This window comes from Streptomyces sp. NPDC037410 (genome assembly GCF_055602235.1).
Map to the genome: position 1 here is coordinate 37481 of NZ_JBVJWR010000028.1, position 19102 is coordinate 56582.

Below are 19102 nucleotides of genomic sequence, written 5' to 3' on the forward strand. Positions count from 1 at the left end.
CTGGAGGGTGGCCGTCGTTGGGCCGGGCGTGACCTTTGTATGGAAGCGGGCGGGGCGCGCCCTCGCGGTGGCGGGACTGTTGGCGGGCCTCGTGGGCTGCACGGCGGCGGACGGCGGTGGCGGCATCGACGTCAGCCTGCCGGGTAAGGCGCGGGCCCCGGGCGACGTCATCCGGGTGAGCCCGGAGGACGGCAGCCGGGCGGTGCCGGCCGGCGGGCCCGTCGAGGTGAAGGTGGACAGCGGGCGCCTGGAGCGGGTGACCGTCGTCCAGGTCGAGGACGGCCGGCGGGCCGAGGTCGCCGGGGCGGTCTCGGCCGACGGGCTGCGCTGGCGGCCCCGGCCGGGCACCCGCCTGGCGCTGGCCGCCAAGTACAGCGTGGACGCGGTCGCGCTCGACGGGCACGGCCGCCGCTCGGCCCGGCACACCACCTTCACCACGGTCGTCCCCGGGTCCCGTTTCATCGGCTACTTCAAGCCGGAGAACCGTTCCACGGTCGGCACCGGCATGATCGTCTCCTTCGGCTTCAACCGGCCGATCGAGAACCGCGCCGAGGTGGAGCGGGCCATCCGGGTCACCTCGGAGCCGCCGGTCGAGGTCGTCGGGCACTGGTTCGGCAAGGAGCGGCTCGACTTCCGCCCCGCCGCGTACTGGCGGCCCGGCACGAGGGTCACCGTCGAGCTCGGGCTGCGGGACGTCGAGGGGGCGCCCGGGGTGTACGGCATCCAGCGCAAGACGGTCGGTTTCACCGTCGGCCGCTCCCAGGTCTCCCTGGTCGACGCCGCCGCGCACACGATGGAGGTCCGCAGGGACGGCGAGCTCCTCGCCACGGTCCCGATCACCGCGGGCGCGCCGAAGACGACCACGTACAACGGGAAGATGGTCGCCACCGAGCTGTACGACGTGACCCGGATGGACGGCAGGACGGTCGGTTTCGGCGGGGAGTACGACATCAAGGACGTGCCGCACGCGATCCGTCTCACCGACTCGGGGACCTTCCTGCACGGCAACTACTGGGCCGACGCCTCCACCTTCGGCTCGGCGAACGTCAGTCACGGCTGTGTGGGGCTGCGGGACGAGAAGGGCGGCAGCGCGGAATCGCCCGCGGGCTGGTTCTTCGACCGGACGCTGATCGGCGACGTGGTGGAGGTGGTCAACTCCCAGGACAAGGAGGTCGCCCCCGACAACGGTCTCGGCGGCTGGAACCTGGGGTGGGACGAGTGGAAGTCCGGCTCCGCGATGTAGTGGATCCGGACCGCCCCGTACCACTTGACTGGTGCCGAACGGTGACATTCGCGAGGAGCTTTCGTGTCCTGCCGTGTGATTATCTAGCGCTGTGTGCGCGAGTGAATGCGCACGGGGGTGGGGCCGTGGCATTGCCAGGCCGTGCGAGGGGAGAAGACCACAGTGAACGGGCAGCCGATATCGGGGGCATCGGTCAAGAGCAGGCGGCGGCGCGGGGGCGTCAAGCTGCAGGCCCTGGCGGCGGGGGCGATGCTCCTGGTCCTGACCGCCTGCGGCGGCGGTGAGACCGCCACCGGCGGCGGTGCGGGGGGACAGGGTCCGGCCGCGCAGGGCGGCGGCAAGCAGGAGAACGCGGCCTCCCAGGCGGTCGTGACGATCCTTCCGAAGGACGGCGCCGACTCGGTCGCCACCAGCGGTGCGCTGAAGATCTCGGCGGAGCAGGGCAAGCTGACCACGGTCACGGTCGCCGACTCCAAGGGCTCCGCGATCGAGGGCAAGATCGCCGCGGACGGCGCCAGCTGGTCGCCGACCGCGCACCTGGCCGCGGCCACCCAGTACAAGGTCCACGCGATCGCGAAGGACGCCGACGGCCGCGAGTCGGCGAAGGACACCACCTTCACGACGCTGGTCCCGAAGAACACCTTCATCGGCCAGTACACGCCCGAGGACGGTTCGACCGTCGGCGTCGGCATGCCGGTGTCCATCAACTTCACCCGGGGCATCACCGACCCCGAGGCCGTCGAGAAGGCCATCAAGGTGACGGCCGTCCCGGCCGTCCAGATCGAGGGCCACTGGTTCGGCAACGACCGCCTCGACTTCCGTCCCAAGGACTACTGGGCCGCCGGCACCAAGGTGACGGTCGCGCTGAACCTGGACGGCGTCGAGGGCCGCCCCGGCGTCTACGGCAAGCAGAAGAAGACGATCTCCTTCACCATCGGCCGCCGTCAGGTCTCCACGGTGGACGCCTCCGCGCACACCATGGAGGTCGAGCGCGACGGCAAGATCATCAAGACCATCCCGATCAGCGCGGGCGCGCCGTCCACGACGACGTACAACGGGCAGATGGTCATCAGCGAGAAGTACAAGGTGACCCGCATGAACGGGGCCACCGTCGGCTTCGGCGGCGAGTACGACATCAAGGACGTGCCGCACGCGATGCGCCTGTCCAGCTCCGGCACCTTCGTGCACGGCAACTACTGGGGCTCGCCGGGGATCTTCGGCAACACCAACACCAGCCACGGCTGCGTCGGTCTGCGCGACGCCCGCGGCGCGGGCGACGGCTCGACCCCGGCCGCCTGGTTCTTCGACCGCTCGCTCATCGGTGACGTCGTCATCGTGAAGAACTCGAAGGACAAGCAGATCCAGCCGGACAACGGCCTCAACGGCTGGAACATGGACTGGTCGGAGTGGATCGCCTAGATCCCTCCTGAAAGGGCCCGGTGCTGTGAGCAACAGCACCGGGCCCCTTCGCGTTAACGGCTACTAACCTTTCCTCATGACTGTGAACCTCGAAGTCGCCGATGGCGTCGGCACGATCCGTCTCGACCGCCCCCCGATGAACGCGCTGGACATTGCCACCCAGGACCGGCTGCGCGAGCTGGCCCAGGAGGTGACCGACCGCGACGACGTGCGGGCCGTGGTCCTCTACGGCGGCGAGAAGGTGTTCGCGGCCGGCGCGGACATCAAGGAGATGCAGGTCATGGACCACGTGGCCATGGTCAAGCGCTCGCGCGCCCTCCAGGACGCCTTCACCGCCATCGCCCGCATCCCCAAGCCGGTCGTCGCCGCGATCACCGGGTACGCGCTCGGCGGCGGCTGCGAGCTCACGCTCTGCGCCGACTACCGGATCGCCGCCGACAACGTCAAGCTGGGCCAGCCGGAGATCCTGCTCGGCCTCATCCCCGGCGCGGGCGGCACCCAGCGACTCTCCCGGCTGATCGGCCCCTCCAAGGCCAAGGACCTCATCTTCACCGGCCGGATGGTGAAGGCCGACGAGGCCCTGACGCTCGGTCTGGTCGACCGGGTCGTCCCCGCCGCCGAGGTGTACGAGCAGGCGCACGCCTGGGCCGCCAAGCTGGCGCAGGGCCCGGCCGTCGCCCTGCGGGCCGCGAAGGAGGCGATCGACCAGGGTCTGGAGGCCGACATCGACACCGGTCTCGCCATCGAGCGGACCTGGTTCTCGGCGCTGTTCGCCACCGAGGACCGCGAGACCGGGATGCGGAGCTTCGTCGAGGAGGGGCCGGGGAAGGCGAAGTTCGCCTGACGATCCTTCACGAGTGGGGGCCGATTCCATCGGAACGGCCCCCGCGGAAGGCTCGGTGCCTCCATGATGGGGGGCATGGCGGGCCTGGAGGGTAGGGAACAACCGCGGCAGCGCGCGAGCGCGGCCGCGCCGCGGTGGTCACCGGCCGTGGACGACGAACAGGCCGCCGAGCAGGTGGAGTTGTACGGCAACCCGGCGGACGAGGACGTCCGGCTGCCGTCCCGCCCCGAGTCCGCGTGGGTGGCCCGCAGGCTCACCCAGCACGTCGTGCTGCGGCAGTGGAATCTCGGCCCGCAGTTCGCCGAGCACGCGGTGCTCCTCGTCTCGGAGCTCGTCGGGAACGCCGTCCGGCACACCGGGGCCCGTGTCTTCGCGCTGCGGTTACAGCGGCGCCGCGGCTGGATCCGGATCGAGGTGCGCGACCCTTCGCGGGGGCTGCCCTGTCTGATGCCGGTGCACGAGCTCGACATCAGCGGCCGCGGCCTCTTCCTCGTCGACAAGCTCGCCGACCGCTGGGGCGTGGATCTGGCGCCGCGCGGCAAGACGACCTGGTTCGAGATGCGGGTCGTGGACCGGTCCTGACGCCGCGGCCGCGCCCCCGGACTGCTCCCGGACGCACGGAAGCCCCCGTGCGCCTGTGGTGAGTCGCCTGGGGGCTTTCGTGTGGTGCGCCGTGGACGGGGGGGTGTATCCACGGCGCCAAGTCGACCTGGCCCGGGTCAATGGGGGTCGTGTCTCCGACTATGGCAGACGGGGGGCCTTGTCGCCAAAAGTCCCTAGCAGGGCAAGACGGATCAAAAGCGGACAGTTCGATGATGAATCGTTGGTGACGTGTAGCACCCACCTTGTAAACAGTGAATGGCTATGCGGTTCATCGGGTGTTTCCGGGGCTCGTCCGCATGCTGGACGTCGGGAGTGGCGTCGCAAACGTCCTGAATTGGCCTAATCGTGACCAATCGGGCGGCATCCCTCTTGAATGGTCGCGTGAAGCCGACCGACCGCCGAGGAGCCCTCCGCGCGGGCGCGGCCGCGGCCCTCGCGGGAGCCCTCGCCACCGCCTGCGGCACGGAACCCCGCCCCGCCCCCGCCGCCGGGCACCACCCCGCCCCCGCGCCCGCCTCCGCCGCCGGGCACCACCCCGCGCCCCTCGCCGCCCCGGCGCCCCGCCGCTTCCCCGGACAGCCGGACGAGATCACCCACGGCCCCCGCGACCGGCCCCGAGTCGCCCTCACCTTCCACGGCCAGGGCGACCCCGCCCTCGCCGACCGGCTCCTCACCCAGGCCGAGAAGGCCGGCGCCCGCGTCACCGTCCTCGCCGTCGGCACCTGGCTCGACGAGCACCCCGACATGGCCCGGCGCGTCCTCGACGGCGGCCACGACCTCGGCAACCACACCCAGCACCACATCGACGTCGACGCCATGACCGAGGACGGGGCCCTCGCCGAGATCGAGGCCTGCGCCACCCGGCTGCGCCGGCTCACCGGCTCCGTCGGCACCTGGTTCCGCCCCTCCCGCACCCCGCACGCCGGCCCCGCCGTCCTGCGCGCCGCACGGCGCGCCGGATACCCGCACGTCCTCTCGTACGACGTCGACTCCCTCGACTACACCTCGCCCGGTGCCGCGGCCGTCGTCCGCAACGTCACCGGGACGGTCCGCGCCGGATCCGTGGTCAGCCTGCACTTCGGCTACCCCGGCACCGCCGTCGCGCTGCCCCTCCTCCTCGCCGAACTCGACCGCCGCGGCCTGAGCGCGGTCACCACCACGGAGCTGCTGAGCTGATGGCACACCTCGACAAGAGATCCCGGATCCTCCTCGCCGCCGCCCTCCTCGTCGGCCTCGCCGGCTGCGGCGGCGCGAACGACCCCGAGGGCGCCGCCCCCGTGAAGAAGGCCGCAGCCCCCGCCGTGCCCAAGCCGGCCGCCGCCCCCGCCGGACTCCCCGGCATGCCGCCCCTGCTCGACCCGCACGACGTCTACGCCGCCGACCGGCCGAACCGGCTCTCGCCGGTGGTGAAGAACTTCCCCTCCCGGGTCTACGTCCCCAACACCAACTCCAACACCGTCTCCGTCATCGACCCCGCCACCTACCAGGTCGTCGAGACCATCCCGGTCGGCCTCCAGCCCCAGCACGTCGTCCCCTCCTGGGACATGAAGACCCTCTGGGTCAACAACGACCGGGGCCACACCCTCACCCCCATCGACCCCGCCACCGGCGTCGCCGGCAAGCCCGTCGAGGTGCACGACCCGTACAACCTCTACTTCACGCCGAACGGCAAGTACGCCGTCGTCATGGCCTCGCTCGACCGCGAACTCGTCTTCCGCGACCCGCACACCATGGAACGGAAGAAGTCCGTCCCCGTCAGCTGCTACGGCGTCAACCACGCCGACTTCTCCGCCGACGGGCGGTACTTCATCGTCTCCTGCGAGTTCTCCGGCGAACTCCTCAAGGTCGACACCGAGAAGATGGAGGTGATCGGCCAGCAGAAACTGCCCTTCGAGGGCGCCATGCCGCAGGACGTGAAGATCTCCCCGGACGGCAAGACCTTCTACGTCGCCGACATGATGGCCCACGGCATGTGGGTCCTGGACGGCGAGAAGTTCACCACCCCCACGCTGCTCCCCACCGGCAAGGGCTGCCACGGCCTCTACATCAGCCGCGACTCGCGCGAGATGTACGTCTCCAACCGCGGCGAGGGAACGGTCTCCGTCTTCGACTTCCAGCAGAACAAGCTCACCAAGAAGTGGAAGCTCCCCAACGGCGGCTCCCCCGACATGGGCGGGGTCTCCGCCGACGGCAAGGTCCTGTGGCTCTCCGGGCGTTACGACGCCGAGGTGTACGCGATCGACACCACGACCGGCAAGCAGCTGGCCCGCATCCCCGTCGGCAGCGGCCCCCACGGCCTGGCCGTCTACCCCCAGCCGGGCCGCTACTCCCTCGGCCACACGGGAATCTTCCGGTAGCGGCTCGGCCGGGATCCTCCGGCAGGCGGCGGCTCGGCCGGGATCCTCCGCCGGCGGCTCAGCCGGCGATCAGGAGCGCCTCCGAGGCCACCGGGCGGTAGCCCGCCGCCTGGAAGACACGGACGCTGCGGGCGTTCCCCGGGGACTGCTGGGCCCACACCACCCCGCCCGGGGTGAGGTGGCGGGCCGCCGTCGCCAGGGCCCGGCCCAGGCCCCGGTGGCGCACCTCCTCGTCCACCTCGATCGCCGCCTCCCAGCGGCCCGCGACGCCCCGGCCCAGGACGAGGACCCCGCCGTCGGCCGCCCACACCCGGACGTCGTCGCGGAACTTCAGCGCCCGCGCCACCCGGGGGTGCTCCGGGTCGTCGATCTCGCGGAGCTCAAGGGGCGGAGGGCCGGGCAGGGCGTCCGCCACCGTGAGCAGGTCGATGGTGTTCATGTGGCGGCCGGTGCGGGCCATCAGGGCGAGGAGGAAGGCCGGGTTCATGCTCGCGGCGAGCGGATCGCTCGACGTGGCCGCCAGCTCGGCCCGTACCCACTCCGGGTCGGCGTCCGTGAAGACCACCGAGTGGGCGGTGAAGGCGAGCACCCCCGCGTCCCGGGGACCCGGCTGCGGCACCACCGTCGTCGAACCGTCCGGGGGCGGGAACGACCCGCCTGCCGCCGCCGCCAGGATCCGTGCCACCTCGTCGCTCATGCCCCCATCATCCTGCAGCGCGCGGCCAGCTAATCTGACCCCCGTCAGAAAAGCACCAAGAAGGGGCGGACGCAGTGGCGGACATCGAGTCGGCACGTACGGCATTCAACAAGTTCGACGTGGACGGCGATGGCTTCATCACCGCCGCGGAGTACAAGCACGTCATGGCGCAGCTGGGCGACTTCAACGTCACCGAGACGGTCGCCGAGGCGATCATCAAGCAGCGTGACGACAACGGTGACGGCGTGCTGTCCTGGGACGAGTTCTGGGGCCACTACAGCAAGGCCTGAGCCTGACCCCGCAGGTCCGGGCGGGGCGACCCGAGTCGCCGCCCGCCCGGGCCTCGGTGTGTCTCACGCGTCAGCCCCGCAGGGTGACGTGGAAGGACGTGCCCCAGAGCACGAGCGCCGCGCCCAGGCCCACCACCGCGCGTACGGTCTCCGCGCCGGCGCCGGCCGCGAGGACGGCGAGCCCGGCCAGGGCGACCGCCGTGAGGAGGATCGCGGCCCACCGGTACTGCCGCTGGTCGAAGAGGCGGGCCAGGGGGAAGAAGTGCAGCCCCACGACGAGGCAGATCCCGAAGGGGATGAGCTCCGGCCGTCCCGAGGCGTTCGACGCGGCGATCACGGCGAAGATCGCGACCAGTTCGGCCGCGTTGACCAGACCGACCCCGCGGTTCCATTTCTCCGGCAGCCGTACGGTGCGCGTCACCGGCCCGGCGGTGCCCCGGAACGCCCGCTCCGCCGCGGCGATCGTCACCGCGAGCGCCACGACCGTGACCGGTGTCGCGAAGGATGTCCCCGAGCCGCCCGCGAGTGCCCAGACCAGGCCGAAGACGGCGAGGACGAGCCCGCCCCGGCGCCGCAGGGTCCGGGTCAGGTCGTCGCACGCGGCGTCCATGTGTTCGACGGTCATGGCGCGGACACTACAGCGGAAACCCGACGGCGGGGTCGGTTTCCGGTGACCTCCGACGGATTGGCCTAGACCTATTGTGTGCCACTGTCCGTGACGATACGGTCATCCACGGCTGCGCAGCCGGACGTACCGCACCACATCGCATCGTCACGCACTCCGCCGGGGCATCCCGGCGTTTTCAGGAGGCAATGCCATGTACCGCCGCACCGCAGCCGCTCTCGCCGCCGCCGTGACCGCCGGAGCCCTCGCGCTCGGCGCCGCCGGCGCCGCACAGGCCAACCCCGGACCGGGCTACTACGCGAACAGCTCCTACTCCTCGTACGCCGACTGCCAGGCCGCCGGCCGGGCCGGCTACCGGACCTGGGGCCCGGTCTTCACCTGCGAGCCCTTCAGCGCCGACCGCCAGGACATCATCGTCCTCTGGGTCCGCGCCTGACGCGAACGGCTGGCCCCGGGGGTCCCGGGGCCGGCCGGCCGTGTGCGCAAACGGTTCAGCACTCGATGATGTTCACCGCGAGACCGCCGCGCGCGGTCTCCTTGTACTTGACGCTCATGTCGGCGCCCGTCTCCTTCATGGTCTTGATGACCTTGTCGAGGGAGACCAGGTGGCTGCCGTCGCCGCGCATCGACATCTTCGCCGCCGTGACGGCCTTGACCGAGGCCATGCCGTTCCGCTCGATGCACGGGATCTGGACCAGGCCGCCGACCGGGTCGCAGGTCAGGCCCAGGTTGTGCTCCATGCCGATCTCGGCCGCGTTCTCCACCTGCTCCGGGCTGCCGCCGAGGACCTCGGCGAGCGCGCCCGCCGCCATCGAGCAGGCCGAGCCGACCTCGCCCTGGCAGCCGACCTCGGCGCCGGAGATCGAGGCGTTCTCCTTGAAGAGCATGCCGACCGCGCCCGCCGCGAGCAGGAAGCGGACGATGCCGTCCTCGTCGGCGCCGGGGACGAAGTTCATGTAGTAGTGCAGGACCGCCGGGATGATGCCGGCCGCGCCGTTCGTCGGGGCGGTGACCACCCGGCCGCCCGCCGCGTTCTCCTCGTTCACGGCCATCGCGTACAGAGTGATCCACTCCATCGCGTGCGCCGTCGGGTCGCCCTCGGAGCGCAGCTTGCGGGCCAGGGTGGCGGCGCGGCGGCGGACCTTCAGGCCGCCCGGCAGGATGCCCTCGCGGGACATGCCGCGCGCGACGCAGGCCTGCATGACCCGCCAGATCTCCAGGAGGCCCGCGCGGATCTCGTCCTCGGTGCGCCAGGCCTTCTCGTTCTCCAGCATCAGGGAGGAGATCGACAGGCCGGTGTCCTTGGCGAGGCGGAGCAGCTCGTCGCCGGTGCGGAAGGGGTACTTCAGGACGGTGTCGTCCGGGATGATCGGACTCTCGCCGGCCACCGCGTCCTCGTCGACGACGAAGCCGCCGCCGACCGAGTAGTACGTCTTCTCCAGGACGAGCCCGCCCTCGGCGTCGTACGCGAAGCACGTCATGCCGTTGGCGTGGTACGGGAGCGCCTTGCGGCGGTGCAGGATCAGGTCGTCGTCGAAGGAGAACGGGACCTCGTGGGCGCCGAGCAGGTTGATCTTCCCGCTCGCCTTGATCCGCTCGAACTCGTCGTCGGCGGTCTCCACGTCGACCGTGCGCGGCGAGTTGCCCTCCAGGCCGAGCAGGACGGCCTTCGGGGTGCCGTGGCCGTGGCCGGTCGCGCCGAGCGAGCCGTACAGCTCCGCTCGTATCGAGGCCGTGTGGGCGAGCAGGCCCTCGTTCTTCAGGCGGCGGGCGAACATCCGGGCAGCCCGCATCGGGCCCACCGTGTGGGAGCTCGACGGACCGATGCCGATCGAGAACAGGTCGAAGACCGAGATGGCCACGGGAGGACTCCTTGTGGGGGCTAGACGCCGTTGTCTGCCGGGGTGGAGCAGAAAGGCTGAGCATGGAGCGGGGCACCACGCTCACTGTCCAGTGTGCGTGGTGCCCCGGAGCTTCGTCCGAACGAAACCGGAACTAAAGCGTACGAAATTACTTCAGGCCGGGGTACAGCGGGTGCTTGTCCGCCAGAGCGGTCACCCGGGCCTTGAGGGCCGCGGCCTTGTCGGCGTCGAAGCCCGGCTTGAGGGTCTCGGCGATGACGTCGGCGACCTCGGCGAAGTCCTCGGCCTGGAAGCCGCGGGTCGCGAGGGCCGGCGTGCCGATGCGCAGACCGGAGGTGACCATCGGCGGGCGCGGGTCGTTCGGAACGGCGTTCCGGTTGACCGTGATGCCGACCTCGTGGAGACGGTCCTCGGCCTGCTGGCCGTCGAGCTCGGAGTCGCGCAGGTCCACCAGGACCAGGTGCACGTCCGTGCCGCCGGACAGGACGGAGACACCGTGGGCGGTGACGTCGTCCTGGACCAGGCGCTCGGCGAGCGCGCGGGCGCCGTCCAGGGTGCGCTGCTGGCGCTCCTTGAACTCCTCCGAGGCCGCGACCTTGAAGGAGACGGCCTTGGCCGCGATCACGTGCTCCAGCGGGCCGCCCTGGAAACCGGGGAAGACCGAGGAGTTCAGCTTCTTCGCGAACTCCTTCTTCGCCAGGATGATGCCGCCGCGCGGGCCGCCGAGCGTCTTGTGCGTGGTGGAGGTCACCACGTCCGCGTACTCGACCGGGTTCGGGTGCAGACCGGCGGCGACCAGGCCCGCGAAGTGGGCCATGTCGACCCACAGGTAGGCCTCGACCTCGTCGGCGATCCGGCGGAACTCGGCGAAGTCCAGCTGACGCGGGTAGGCGGACCAGCCCGCGATGATCACCTTGGGGCGGTGCTCCTTGGCGAGGCGCTCGACCTCGGCCATGTCGACCAGACCGGCCTCGTCCACGTGGTACGCGACCACGTTGAACTGCTTGCCGGAGAAGTTCAGGCGCATGCCGTGGGTGAGGTGGCCGCCGTGCGCCAGGTCGAGACCCAGGATCGTGTCGCCCGGCTGGGCGATCGCGAACAGGGCGGCCTGGTTCGCCGAGGCGCCGGAGTGCGGCTGCACGTTGGCGTACTCGGCGCCGAACAGGTCCTTGATCCGGTCGATCGCGATCTGCTCGGCCACGTCGACGTGCTCGCAGCCGCCGTAGTAGCGGCGGCCCGGGTAGCCCTCGGCGTACTTGTTGGTGAGGACGGAGCCCTGGGCCTCCATGACCGCGACCGGAGCGAAGTTCTCCGAGGCGATCATCTCGAGGGTGGACTGCTGACGGCGGAGCTCGGCGTCGACGGCGGCGGCGACGTCGGGGTCCAGCTCGTGGAGGGGAGTGTTCAGAAGCGACATGAATCGATCCCTAGGGGGTCTCGGGCCCGGTCTCAGTTCCCGGCGGTGAGCTCGGTGTACTGGTCGATGGAGAGCAGGTCCTTCGGCTCCTCGGAGATCCGGACCTTGAACAGCCAGCCACCCTCGAACGGAGCGGAGTTCACCAGGGACGGGTCGTCCACGACGTCCTGGTTGGCCGCGACGACCTCGCCCGTGACGGGGGAGAACAGGTCGCTGACGGACTTGGTCGACTCCAGCTCGCCACAGGTCTCGCCCTCGGTGACGGTCTCGCCGACCTCGGGGAGCTGGGCGTAGACGACGTCACCGAGCGCGTTGGCCGCGAATTCCGTGATGCCGACCGTCGCGACGCCGTCGACCGGCGCCGACAGCCACTCGTGCTCCTTGGTGTAGCTCAGCTGCTGGGGGTTGCTCATGACCTGATTCTCCTGGATCGGGGGAGTACTGATGAACGTGGGTCTTACGGGATGAGACGCGGAACGAGACGACTGCGTCACTTCTGGCGCTTGTAGAACGGCAGCGCCACGACCTCGTAGGGCTCGTGGGTGCCGCGGATGTCCACACCGACGCCCTCGGTCCCGGGCGTGGCGTGGGACGCGTCGACGTACGCCATCGCGATCGGCTTTCCGAGGGTCGGGGACGGGGCGCCGGAGGTGACCTCGCCGATGACCTCGCCGTTCGCGACGACCTGCATGCCGGCGCGCGGGACGCGGCGGCCCTCGGCGATCAGGCCGACGAGCTTGCGCGGCGGGGCGGTCTCGGCGCGCTCGGCGGCCTTCTCCAGGGCCTCGCGGCCGACGAAGCGGCCCTCGTTCGTCGTCTTCTCGAACTTCACGACGCGGCCCAGGCCGGCGTCGAAGGGGGTGAGGGCCGTGGTCAGCTCGTGGCCGTACAGCGGCATGCCCGCCTCCAGGCGGAGCGTGTCGCGGCAGGACAGGCCGCAGGGGATCAGGCCGACGCCCTCGCCCGCCTCGGTCAGCGCCTTCCAGACGCCCTCGGCGTGCTCGGGCTTCAGGAACAGCTCGAAGCCGTCCTCGCCGGTGTAGCCGGTGCGGGCGATCAGCGCGGGCACGCCGGCGACCGTGCCGGGCAGGCCGGCGTAGTACTTCAGGCCGTCCAGGTCGGCGTCGGTGAGCGACTTCAGGATGCCGGGGGACTCCGGGCCCTGGACGGCGATCAGGGCGTACGCGTCGCGGTCGTCGCGGACCTCGGCGTCGAAGCCCTCGGAGCGGGCGACCAGGGCGTCCAGGACGACCTGGGCGTTGGAGGCGTTGGCGACGACCATGTACTCGGTCTCGCCGAGGCGGTAGACGATCAGGTCGTCGAGGATGCCGCCGTTCTCCTGGCAGATCATCGTGTAGCGGGCGCGGCCGTTGCCCACGGTCGAGATGTTGCCGACGAGGGCGTGGTCGAGGAGCTCCACGGCCTGCGGGCCGGTGACGGTGATCTCGCCCATGTGGGAGAGGTCGAAGAGGCCGGCCTTGGTGCGGACGGCGTTGTGCTCGTCGCGCTCGCTGCCGTAGCGCAGCGGCATGTCCCAGCCGGCGAAGTCGGTCATGGTCGCGCCCAGCGAACGATGCAGGGCATCGAGGGCGGTCAGACGGGGGGCAGTGCTCATGGGGTGGCTCCCGGGTCCCAAGGGCGTGATCGGTGACGAAAACACATGACGGGCGAGGACGTCCTCCCCATCTGTCATGGAACCTGAGAGGTTCACCGAGGGCATCCCGGCGCCGACGAAACGGCGCCGAGTGGTCGGCTTGCACCTTGGGTGGGGACACCCAGGGGTGTCCCGCTTTTCAGATCTGCCTCATCCACGCGGTACGGGGCCTGAGAGATTCAAGGGAGGGTCTTGCTCCTTCGGCGCCCGGACGCGCTCGGCGGTCCGGAACTCTCCCGCGCGGATTCGAGCGGCCGGTATGCGGTTGTACGGCGACTGTGCGCGCCTGGCGCGCACATCATCGCACGCGGTGTCGGCGGGGCAAATCACTTGTGCCGCATTACCGTTTCTTTACACTTCTTGGGCAAGGGTCTCCTCGGGTTCTCCTGAGGCCCGACAGGGGGGAGCGCGATGAGGATCCAGCACACCGGCGCATACGCGGCGAGTACCGGCATACCGTCCCAGCGGGCCCGCGCCCGGAGCCGCGGCCGCCTCCTGCGGGACCTGCGCGAGCGCGGCGGCCGCGGCCCCCGCACCCTCACCTTCGCCGCCGGCGACCTCGTCGTCGTCTCCGGGCTGCCCGGCAGCGGCAAGTCCACCCTGATGAAGCGCGCCGCCCAGGGCAGCGGCATCGACTCCCAGGACGCCCGCGAGCGCTGGGAGGCCCGCATGCCGCGCCTCCTCCCGTACGCCGTCTACCGTCCCCTCGTACGGATCGCCCACTACGCCGGACTGCGCCGCGCCCTGCGCTCCGGCGCGAGCCTGATCGTCCACGACTGCGGCACCCAGTCCTGGGTGCGGGGCTGGCTCGCCCGCGAGGCGCGGCGGCGCGGCCGCGCCCTGCACCTGCTCCTCCTCGACGTCACCCCGGACACCGCGAAGGCCGGCCAGCACGCCCGGGGCCGGGGCGTCTCCGCGTACGCCTTCGCGCGGCACCGGCGGGCCGTCGGCCGGCTCCTGCGGGCCGCCGAGTCCGGCAGCCTGCCGCACGGCTGCGCCTCGGTGACCCTCCTCGACCGGGACTCCGCCGACGCCCTCCGCAGGATCGGCTTCCGGCAGGCCGCCTGAGGGGTTCCGCCCCGAGCCGGTCCTCGCCGCGCGCCCCGCCGATCCCCCGGGCGGCCCGCGGCTTCCAGGGTGCGCCGCCCGGCGCCGGTGTCCCCGGCCGTGTCCCGGGGCGGGACCGCGGGCGGTCCGGGACGCCCGTACCCTCCCTTTTGGCCGCGGCGGCGGCGACGCGGCGTTAGGGTGCTGCCGGGCGGCCGGTGCGGCAGGCCGTGCGAGAAGGGGAAACGCGACCGTGGACGTGACGTGGCCGGGCAACGAGCTGGAAGAGGTCCTTGCCGCCTCCCTGGGCAACCCCGAGGCCGGGGGACGCCTCGTCGAGGTGCTGGGCCGCAGCCCGGTCTGGGTGCCCCTGCCCAACGGCGGCGGCCCCGACAGCCAGGACCTCGACCTCGCCACCATGGAGATCGAGGGCGCGGCCTTCGTCCCCGTCTTCAGCTCCGAGCAGCAGTTCCTCGCCTGCGTCGGCGACCACATGTCGTACACCGTCGCCCCGGCCCGTGACTTCGCCCGCGGCCTGCCCCCGCAGCTCGGCATCGTCGTGAACCCCGGCGGCACCGTCGGCGTCCCGCTGCCCCCGCCCGCCGTCGCCGAGCTCTGCCGCGTCGGCCGCACCCCGCTCGACGGCCCCGCCAGCGGCGGCCGCGTCCGGCTCTTCGAGCCCGACTGGCAGGACGACCCGGTCGACTTCCTCGCCGCCGCCTCCGCCGAGTTCGAGGCCATCGGCACCGTCGCCACCGCCCGCCGCGCCCTCGCCAGCGTCGAGGGCGGCGAACCCGCGCTCTTCATCGGCGTCCAGGTCTCCCACTGGGAGGGCGCCGACCGCACCGCGCCCCTGGACGCCCTCGGCCGCGCCCTCGGCCGGGTCGAGGTCGCCTGGCCGGTCAACCTCATCCTGCTCGACATGGCGCAGGACCCGGTCGGCGACTGGATGCTGGAGCGGGTGCGCCCCTTCTACCAGCGCGCCGCCGTGTGACCGGCCCCCTGTTTAAGCTGAACTGACCGAGTCGCTGAACTGACCGCGTCGCTGGAAGACGCACGTGGTGGACGGAAGAGGGGCGGGACCCAGGGTGAGCACGACCGCTGCGGCCGGGGGACAGGTCGAGCACATGCTGCGCCAGGTGGCACCCGGACGCTACGACGCGTACGAGCAGCTGCTGCACGCCCTCGCCGACGGCGAGCTCCGGATGCTGCTGTGGCAGGGCGCCCCGGGCTCTCCCGACGCCCAGTACGGGAACATGGAGGTCGACGGCTTCGGCTACGCGCCCTGCGTCACCTCCGCCCAGGAGCTCGCCGCCTCCGGCTGGAACCGCGCCCACGAGCTCGTCACCGGCCGCGACATCGCCCGCGCCCTCTACCCCGACCGCTGGGGCGTCTGGCTCAACCCGCACGCCCCCGGCGGCGGCGTCGGCATCCCGTGGGCCGACCTGCGCCGGATCGCCACCGGTCTCGACCGGATGCCCGCCGGTCCGCTGCGCGTCACCGAGCCCGCCCTGGAGATCCCGCAGTTCTACGCCCTGCTCACGCAGAACGCCCACCGCACCCCGGCCGTCCGGGCGCTGCGCCGCGGCTGGGTGCAGCCGGCGCTCGGCTCCCCGTACCTCGTCATCGGTCTCGACCTGTACGACACGTCCCCGGCGGCCGTCGACCACGTCCGCTCGATGATGCGCCAGTCGATCGGCGCCGTCCCCGACGGGCTGCCCGTCTCGACGGTCGCGCTCTCCGACGCGTACGACCCGGTGGCGCTGTGGCTGCGGGCGAACGCGCGCCCCTTCTACGACCGCGAGGCGCACGCCGGGCGCGGATCCGCCGCCGTACCGGGCTACGGATACCCGCCGGCGACACCGTCCGGATACTGAGACGCCCCTCCTGTCCCACTTGTCCCCAAAGGCCTCCGGAGTCCGCTCCGGAGGCCTTCGTTCACACCAATTCGGCCGCTCACGACACCAGTTGAGCGACATGTCCGATTGCGGGCGAGTGGGCCCCGGTTGGTCCGCTCACGTGATCTCGACGTCCGGATAACGGAAGTCGCAGCACCGCATCACGGTTGAGCAAACATTGCCCTTCAGGTCTGGCGGGTGATCGCAAGCGCGTTGAAGACTCCCCGCTAACACCGGGCCGTCGGCCCTTTGTACGGGCCGCGTCACACGCGGCGTTCAGGACAGTTCCGCACCATCAGTGGCGGGTACGGGCCGGCCACCGCCGGCCGGGAGGGTCTAAGGCACTGTGACCGCACCGATCGAGACCACCGGATCGGCTGCCGAGGTGCAGCCGGAGGCTGTACTCATGGGGGCCAAACGGAGCCAGATCGAAGGCCGTTCCCTCGGACGGATCGCCTGGACGCGCTTCAAGCGCGACAAGATGGCCGTCGCGGGTGGCATCGTCGTCATCCTGCTCGTGCTCCTCGCTGTCCTGGCCAAGCCGATCCAGGCGATCTTCGGCCTGGACCCCAACGAGTTCCACCAGGACCTCATCGACCCGGCGCTCCTCTCGCCCAAGGGTGCCTGGGGCGGCATGAGCTGGGACCACCCGCTCGGCGTGGACCCGCAGTTCGGGCGGGACATCCTGAGCCGGATCATCGAGGGCTCCTGGGTCTCGCTGCTGGTCGCGGGCGGGGCCACCGTGCTCTCCGTGGTCATCGGCGTGATCATGGGCGTCGTCGCCGGCTTCTACGGCGGCTGGGCCGACACCCTCATCAGCCGCATGATGGACACCTTCCTGGCCTTCCCGCTCCTCCTCTTCGCGATCTCCCTCTCGGCGACCCTCCAGGACGGCGCGTTCGGCCTGTCGGGGCTGCCCCTGCGGATCGGCGTGCTGATCTTCGTGATCGGGTTCTTCAGCTGGCCCTACATGGGCCGGATCGTGCGCGCCCAGACGATGAGCCTGCGCAACCGTGAGTTCGTCGAGGCGGCCAGGTCGCTCGGCGCCCGCGGGCCGTTCATCCTCTTCCGGGAGCTGCTCCCGAACCTGGTGGCGCCGATCCTCGTCTACGCGACGCTGCTGATCCCCACCAACATCCTGTTCGAGGCCGGCCTCAGCTACCTCGGCGTCGGTATCGCGCCGCCGCAGGCCTCCTGGGGCGGAATGCTCACCACCGCGGTCGACACCTACCAGGCCGATCCGCAGTACATGTTCGTGCCGGGCCTGGCCATCTTCATCACGGTCCTGGCATTCAACCTGCTGGGCGACGGGCTGCGAGACGCCCTCGACCCTCGCAGCAAGTAACCATCGATAGAGGGGCTTTCCTCAGGTGAAGACGAAGAGAGTGACCGTTCTGGTCGCCACGACTGTGGTGCTGGCGCTTGGCGCGTCCGCCTGTGGCGGCTCGAAGGACGACAAGGGCGGCAAGAGCGGCGCCGGTTCCGCGGACGCGGCGCTGACGTCCCTCGTCAACAAGTCCGACAAGAAGGGCGGCACCGTCTCGTTCGAGATGTCGGACGAGCCGGACTCCCTGGACCCGGGCAACACGTACTACGGCTGGGTCCAGAACTTCTCCCGCCTGTACGGCCGGACCCTGACCTCCTTCAAGCCCGCCCCGGGCAAGGAGGGCCTCGAGGTCGTCCCCGACCTCGCGGAGTCCCTCGGCAAGCCGAGCGCCGACGCGAAGACCTGGACCTACACCCTGAAGAAGGGCCTGAAGTTCCAGGACGGCACGCCGATCACCTCCAAGGACGTCAAGTACGCCGTCGAGCGCTCGAACTTCGCCCCCGAGGCGCTGTCGAACGGCCCGACGTACTTCAAGGCGCACCTCGTCGGCGGCGACGCGTACCAGGGTCCCTACAAGGACAAGAGCCCGGCCGGCATCGCCTCCATCGAGACGCCGGACGACACGACGATCGTCTTCAAGCTGAAGAACGCCTTCGCGGACTTCGACTACCTGGCGACCTTCTCGCAGACCGCTCCGGTCCCGCGCGCGGCCGACAAGGGTGCCGAGTACGTCAAGAACATCGTCTCCAGCGGCCCGTACCAGTTCTCCTCCTACGAGGAGGGCAAGGGTGCGACCCTCGTCCGCAACAAGAACTGGGACCCGAAGACCGACCCGATCCGCCCGGCCCTGCCGGACAAGATCACGGTCCGCTTCGGCGTGAAGCAGGAGACGGTCGACGCGAACCTGATCTCCGACAACCTCACCGTCGACGGTGCCGGCACCGGTGTCGCCCCGGCGACCCAGCCGAAGGTCCTCACCGACGCCAAGCTGAAGAAGCAGACGGACAACCCGTACGCGGGCGCCACGTCCTACATCGGCCTGAACGTCAACGTCGCGCCGTTCAACAACATCGAGTGCCGCAAGGCCGTCCAGTGGGGCCTCGACAAGGCGTCGGTCCAGGCCGCCGCCGGTGGCGACCCCAAGGGTGACGTGGCCAGCACGCTGATCCCGCCGAGCGTCGCGGGTTACAGCAAGTTCAACCTGTACGAGACCGCCGACAACAAGGGCGACGAGGCCAAGGCCAAGGCCGCGCTCGTCAAGTGCGGTCAGCCGAAGGGCTTCAAGACCAACCTGTCGGCCCGCTCGGACCGTCCCTCCGAGATGGCCATGGCCACCGCGATCCAGGCCTCGCTGAAGAAGATCGGCATCGAGGCGGAGATCAAGTCCTTCCCGGCCGGTAAGTACTTCCAGAACTTCGCGGGCAACCCGAGCTACGTCAAGGCCAACAAGCTCGGCATGATCATGACCGCGTGGGGCGCCGACTGGCCGACCGGCTTCGGCTTCCTGGACCAGATCATCAACGGCTCGGCCATCAAGCCGTCCGGTGGCAACAACGTCCAGGAGCTGAACGACCCGGCGATCAACAAGATGCTGAACGAGGGCATCGCGACGACCGACACCGCCGCCCGCGAGAAGATCTGGGGCGAGGTCGACAAGGCCGTCGCCGAGGGTGGCACCGCGGTGCCGCTGCTCTACCGCAAGAACCTGCTCCTGCGCCCCGAGTCGGCGACCAACGTCACCGTCTCCCAGGCCTACCTGGGCATGTACGACTACCTGCTCATGGGCTCCGCCAAGTAGCAGCGGGTTCCGCCACCCCGA

At 70.9% G+C, this 19102-nt stretch carries 19 protein-coding genes and 2 riboswitches; of the genes, 13 read left to right on the forward strand and 6 right to left on the reverse strand.

All coding sequences use genetic code 11. The features are described 5' to 3' along the window. The first annotated feature begins 28 nt into the window (after positions 1-28). From ACZ7HT_RS32935 to ACZ7HT_RS32960, 6 genes are all read left to right on the forward strand, one after another. Positions 29-1243: a L,D-transpeptidase gene (locus tag ACZ7HT_RS32935; protein ID WP_471172718.1), complete on the forward strand. Its 1215-nt coding sequence runs from the start codon at positions 29-31 to the stop codon at positions 1241-1243. Between the two features lie 162 nt (positions 1244-1405). Then, complete coding sequence (locus ACZ7HT_RS32940; RefSeq protein ID WP_471172720.1) at positions 1406-2662, forward strand: L,D-transpeptidase; 1257 nt, start codon at positions 1406-1408, stop codon at positions 2660-2662. 76 nt (positions 2663-2738) lie between these two features. Next, positions 2739-3506 (forward strand): enoyl-CoA hydratase/isomerase family protein, encoded by a 768-nt coding sequence (locus tag ACZ7HT_RS32945; protein WP_471172722.1) that lies wholly within the window; start codon positions 2739-2741, stop codon positions 3504-3506. Positions 3507-3581: 75 nt separating this feature from the next. Continuing rightward, positions 3582-4088: an ATP-binding protein gene (locus ACZ7HT_RS32950; RefSeq protein ID WP_471172724.1), complete on the forward strand. Its 507-nt coding sequence runs from the start codon at positions 3582-3584 to the stop codon at positions 4086-4088. Positions 4089-4490: 402 nt separating this feature from the next. Beyond that, a complete protein-coding gene (locus ACZ7HT_RS32955; RefSeq protein ID WP_471172726.1) occupies positions 4491-5285 on the forward strand; it encodes a polysaccharide deacetylase family protein in 795 nt (264 codons plus the stop codon). Continuing rightward, positions 5285-6466 (forward strand): YncE family protein, encoded by a 1182-nt coding sequence (locus tag ACZ7HT_RS32960; protein ID WP_471172727.1) that lies wholly within the window; start codon positions 5285-5287, stop codon positions 6464-6466. The genes ACZ7HT_RS32955 and ACZ7HT_RS32960 overlap by 1 nt, the downstream gene beginning before the upstream one ends. Before the next feature lie 58 nt (positions 6467-6524). On the opposite strand, the gene ACZ7HT_RS32965 is transcribed toward ACZ7HT_RS32960, so the two are convergent. Then, positions 6525-7163 (reverse strand): GNAT family N-acetyltransferase, encoded by a 639-nt coding sequence (locus ACZ7HT_RS32965; protein WP_471172729.1) that lies wholly within the window; start codon positions 7161-7163, stop codon positions 6525-6527. Positions 7164-7237: 74 nt separating this feature from the next. Between ACZ7HT_RS32965 and ACZ7HT_RS32970 the strand changes: the two genes are divergently transcribed. Continuing rightward, the gene (locus ACZ7HT_RS32970; protein WP_471172730.1) at positions 7238-7453 is read left to right on the forward strand and encodes an EF-hand domain-containing protein; all 216 of its coding nucleotides are present in this window, start codon (positions 7238-7240) and stop codon (positions 7451-7453) included. Positions 7454-7523: 70 nt separating this feature from the next. Here the strand turns inward: ACZ7HT_RS32970 and ACZ7HT_RS32975 are convergent, their stop codons facing one another. Next, complete coding sequence (locus tag ACZ7HT_RS32975; RefSeq protein WP_471172732.1) at positions 7524-8078, reverse strand: DUF7010 family protein; 555 nt, start codon at positions 8076-8078, stop codon at positions 7524-7526. Between the two features lie 193 nt (positions 8079-8271). Between ACZ7HT_RS32975 and ACZ7HT_RS32980 the strand changes: the two genes are divergently transcribed. Then, positions 8272-8514, forward strand: coding sequence for a hypothetical protein (locus ACZ7HT_RS32980; protein WP_471172733.1), 243 nt, complete (start codon positions 8272-8274; stop codon positions 8512-8514). Between the two features lie 55 nt (positions 8515-8569). Here the strand turns inward: ACZ7HT_RS32980 and ACZ7HT_RS32985 are convergent, their stop codons facing one another. The 4 genes from ACZ7HT_RS32985 to gcvT form a co-directional block, all read right to left on the reverse strand. Beyond that, positions 8570-9940, reverse strand: a complete 1371-nt coding sequence (locus tag ACZ7HT_RS32985) for an L-serine ammonia-lyase (protein WP_471172735.1) — start codon at positions 9938-9940, stop codon at positions 8570-8572. A gap of 148 nt (positions 9941-10088) precedes the next feature. Further along, the gene (locus ACZ7HT_RS32990; protein WP_093873992.1) at positions 10089-11357 is read right to left on the reverse strand and encodes a serine hydroxymethyltransferase; all 1269 of its coding nucleotides are present in this window, start codon (positions 11355-11357) and stop codon (positions 10089-10091) included. A 32-nt stretch (positions 11358-11389) separates the two neighbouring features. After that, positions 11390-11770 carry a glycine cleavage system protein GcvH gene (gene gcvH, locus ACZ7HT_RS32995; protein WP_471172738.1) on the reverse strand — a complete coding sequence of 127 codons (381 nt, stop codon included), beginning with the start codon at positions 11768-11770 and terminating at the stop codon, positions 11390-11392. Positions 11771-11847: 77 nt separating this feature from the next. Further along, a complete protein-coding gene (gene gcvT / locus ACZ7HT_RS33000) occupies positions 11848-12972 on the reverse strand; it encodes a glycine cleavage system aminomethyltransferase GcvT (RefSeq protein ID WP_471172741.1) in 1125 nt (374 codons plus the stop codon). Positions 12973-13033: 61 nt separating this feature from the next. Next, positions 13034-13159: riboswitch (glycine riboswitch) on the reverse strand. Position 13160: 1 nt separating this feature from the next. Then, positions 13161-13260, reverse strand: a riboswitch (glycine riboswitch). A gap of 162 nt (positions 13261-13422) precedes the next feature. Here gcvT and ACZ7HT_RS33005 point away from each other — a divergent pair. From ACZ7HT_RS33005 to ACZ7HT_RS33025, 5 genes are all read left to right on the forward strand, one after another. Then, complete coding sequence (locus ACZ7HT_RS33005) at positions 13423-14079, forward strand: AAA family ATPase (protein WP_471172742.1); 657 nt, start codon at positions 13423-13425, stop codon at positions 14077-14079. A gap of 232 nt (positions 14080-14311) precedes the next feature. Continuing rightward, the gene (locus ACZ7HT_RS33010) at positions 14312-15052 is read left to right on the forward strand and encodes an enhanced serine sensitivity protein SseB (protein ID WP_471172745.1); all 741 of its coding nucleotides are present in this window, start codon (positions 14312-14314) and stop codon (positions 15050-15052) included. Positions 15053-15185: 133 nt separating this feature from the next. Then, complete coding sequence (locus ACZ7HT_RS33015) at positions 15186-15935, forward strand: enhanced serine sensitivity protein SseB C-terminal domain-containing protein (protein WP_471172828.1); 750 nt, start codon at positions 15186-15188, stop codon at positions 15933-15935. Between the two features lie 367 nt (positions 15936-16302). Further along, a complete protein-coding gene (locus ACZ7HT_RS33020) occupies positions 16303-17301 on the forward strand; it encodes an ABC transporter permease (RefSeq protein WP_471172746.1) in 999 nt (332 codons plus the stop codon). A gap of 25 nt (positions 17302-17326) precedes the next feature. Next, on the forward strand, positions 17327-19081 hold the full coding sequence (locus ACZ7HT_RS33025; RefSeq protein WP_471172747.1) for an ABC transporter substrate-binding protein: 1755 nt from the start codon (positions 17327-17329) through the stop codon (positions 19079-19081). Positions 19082-19102: the final 21 nt, after the last annotated feature.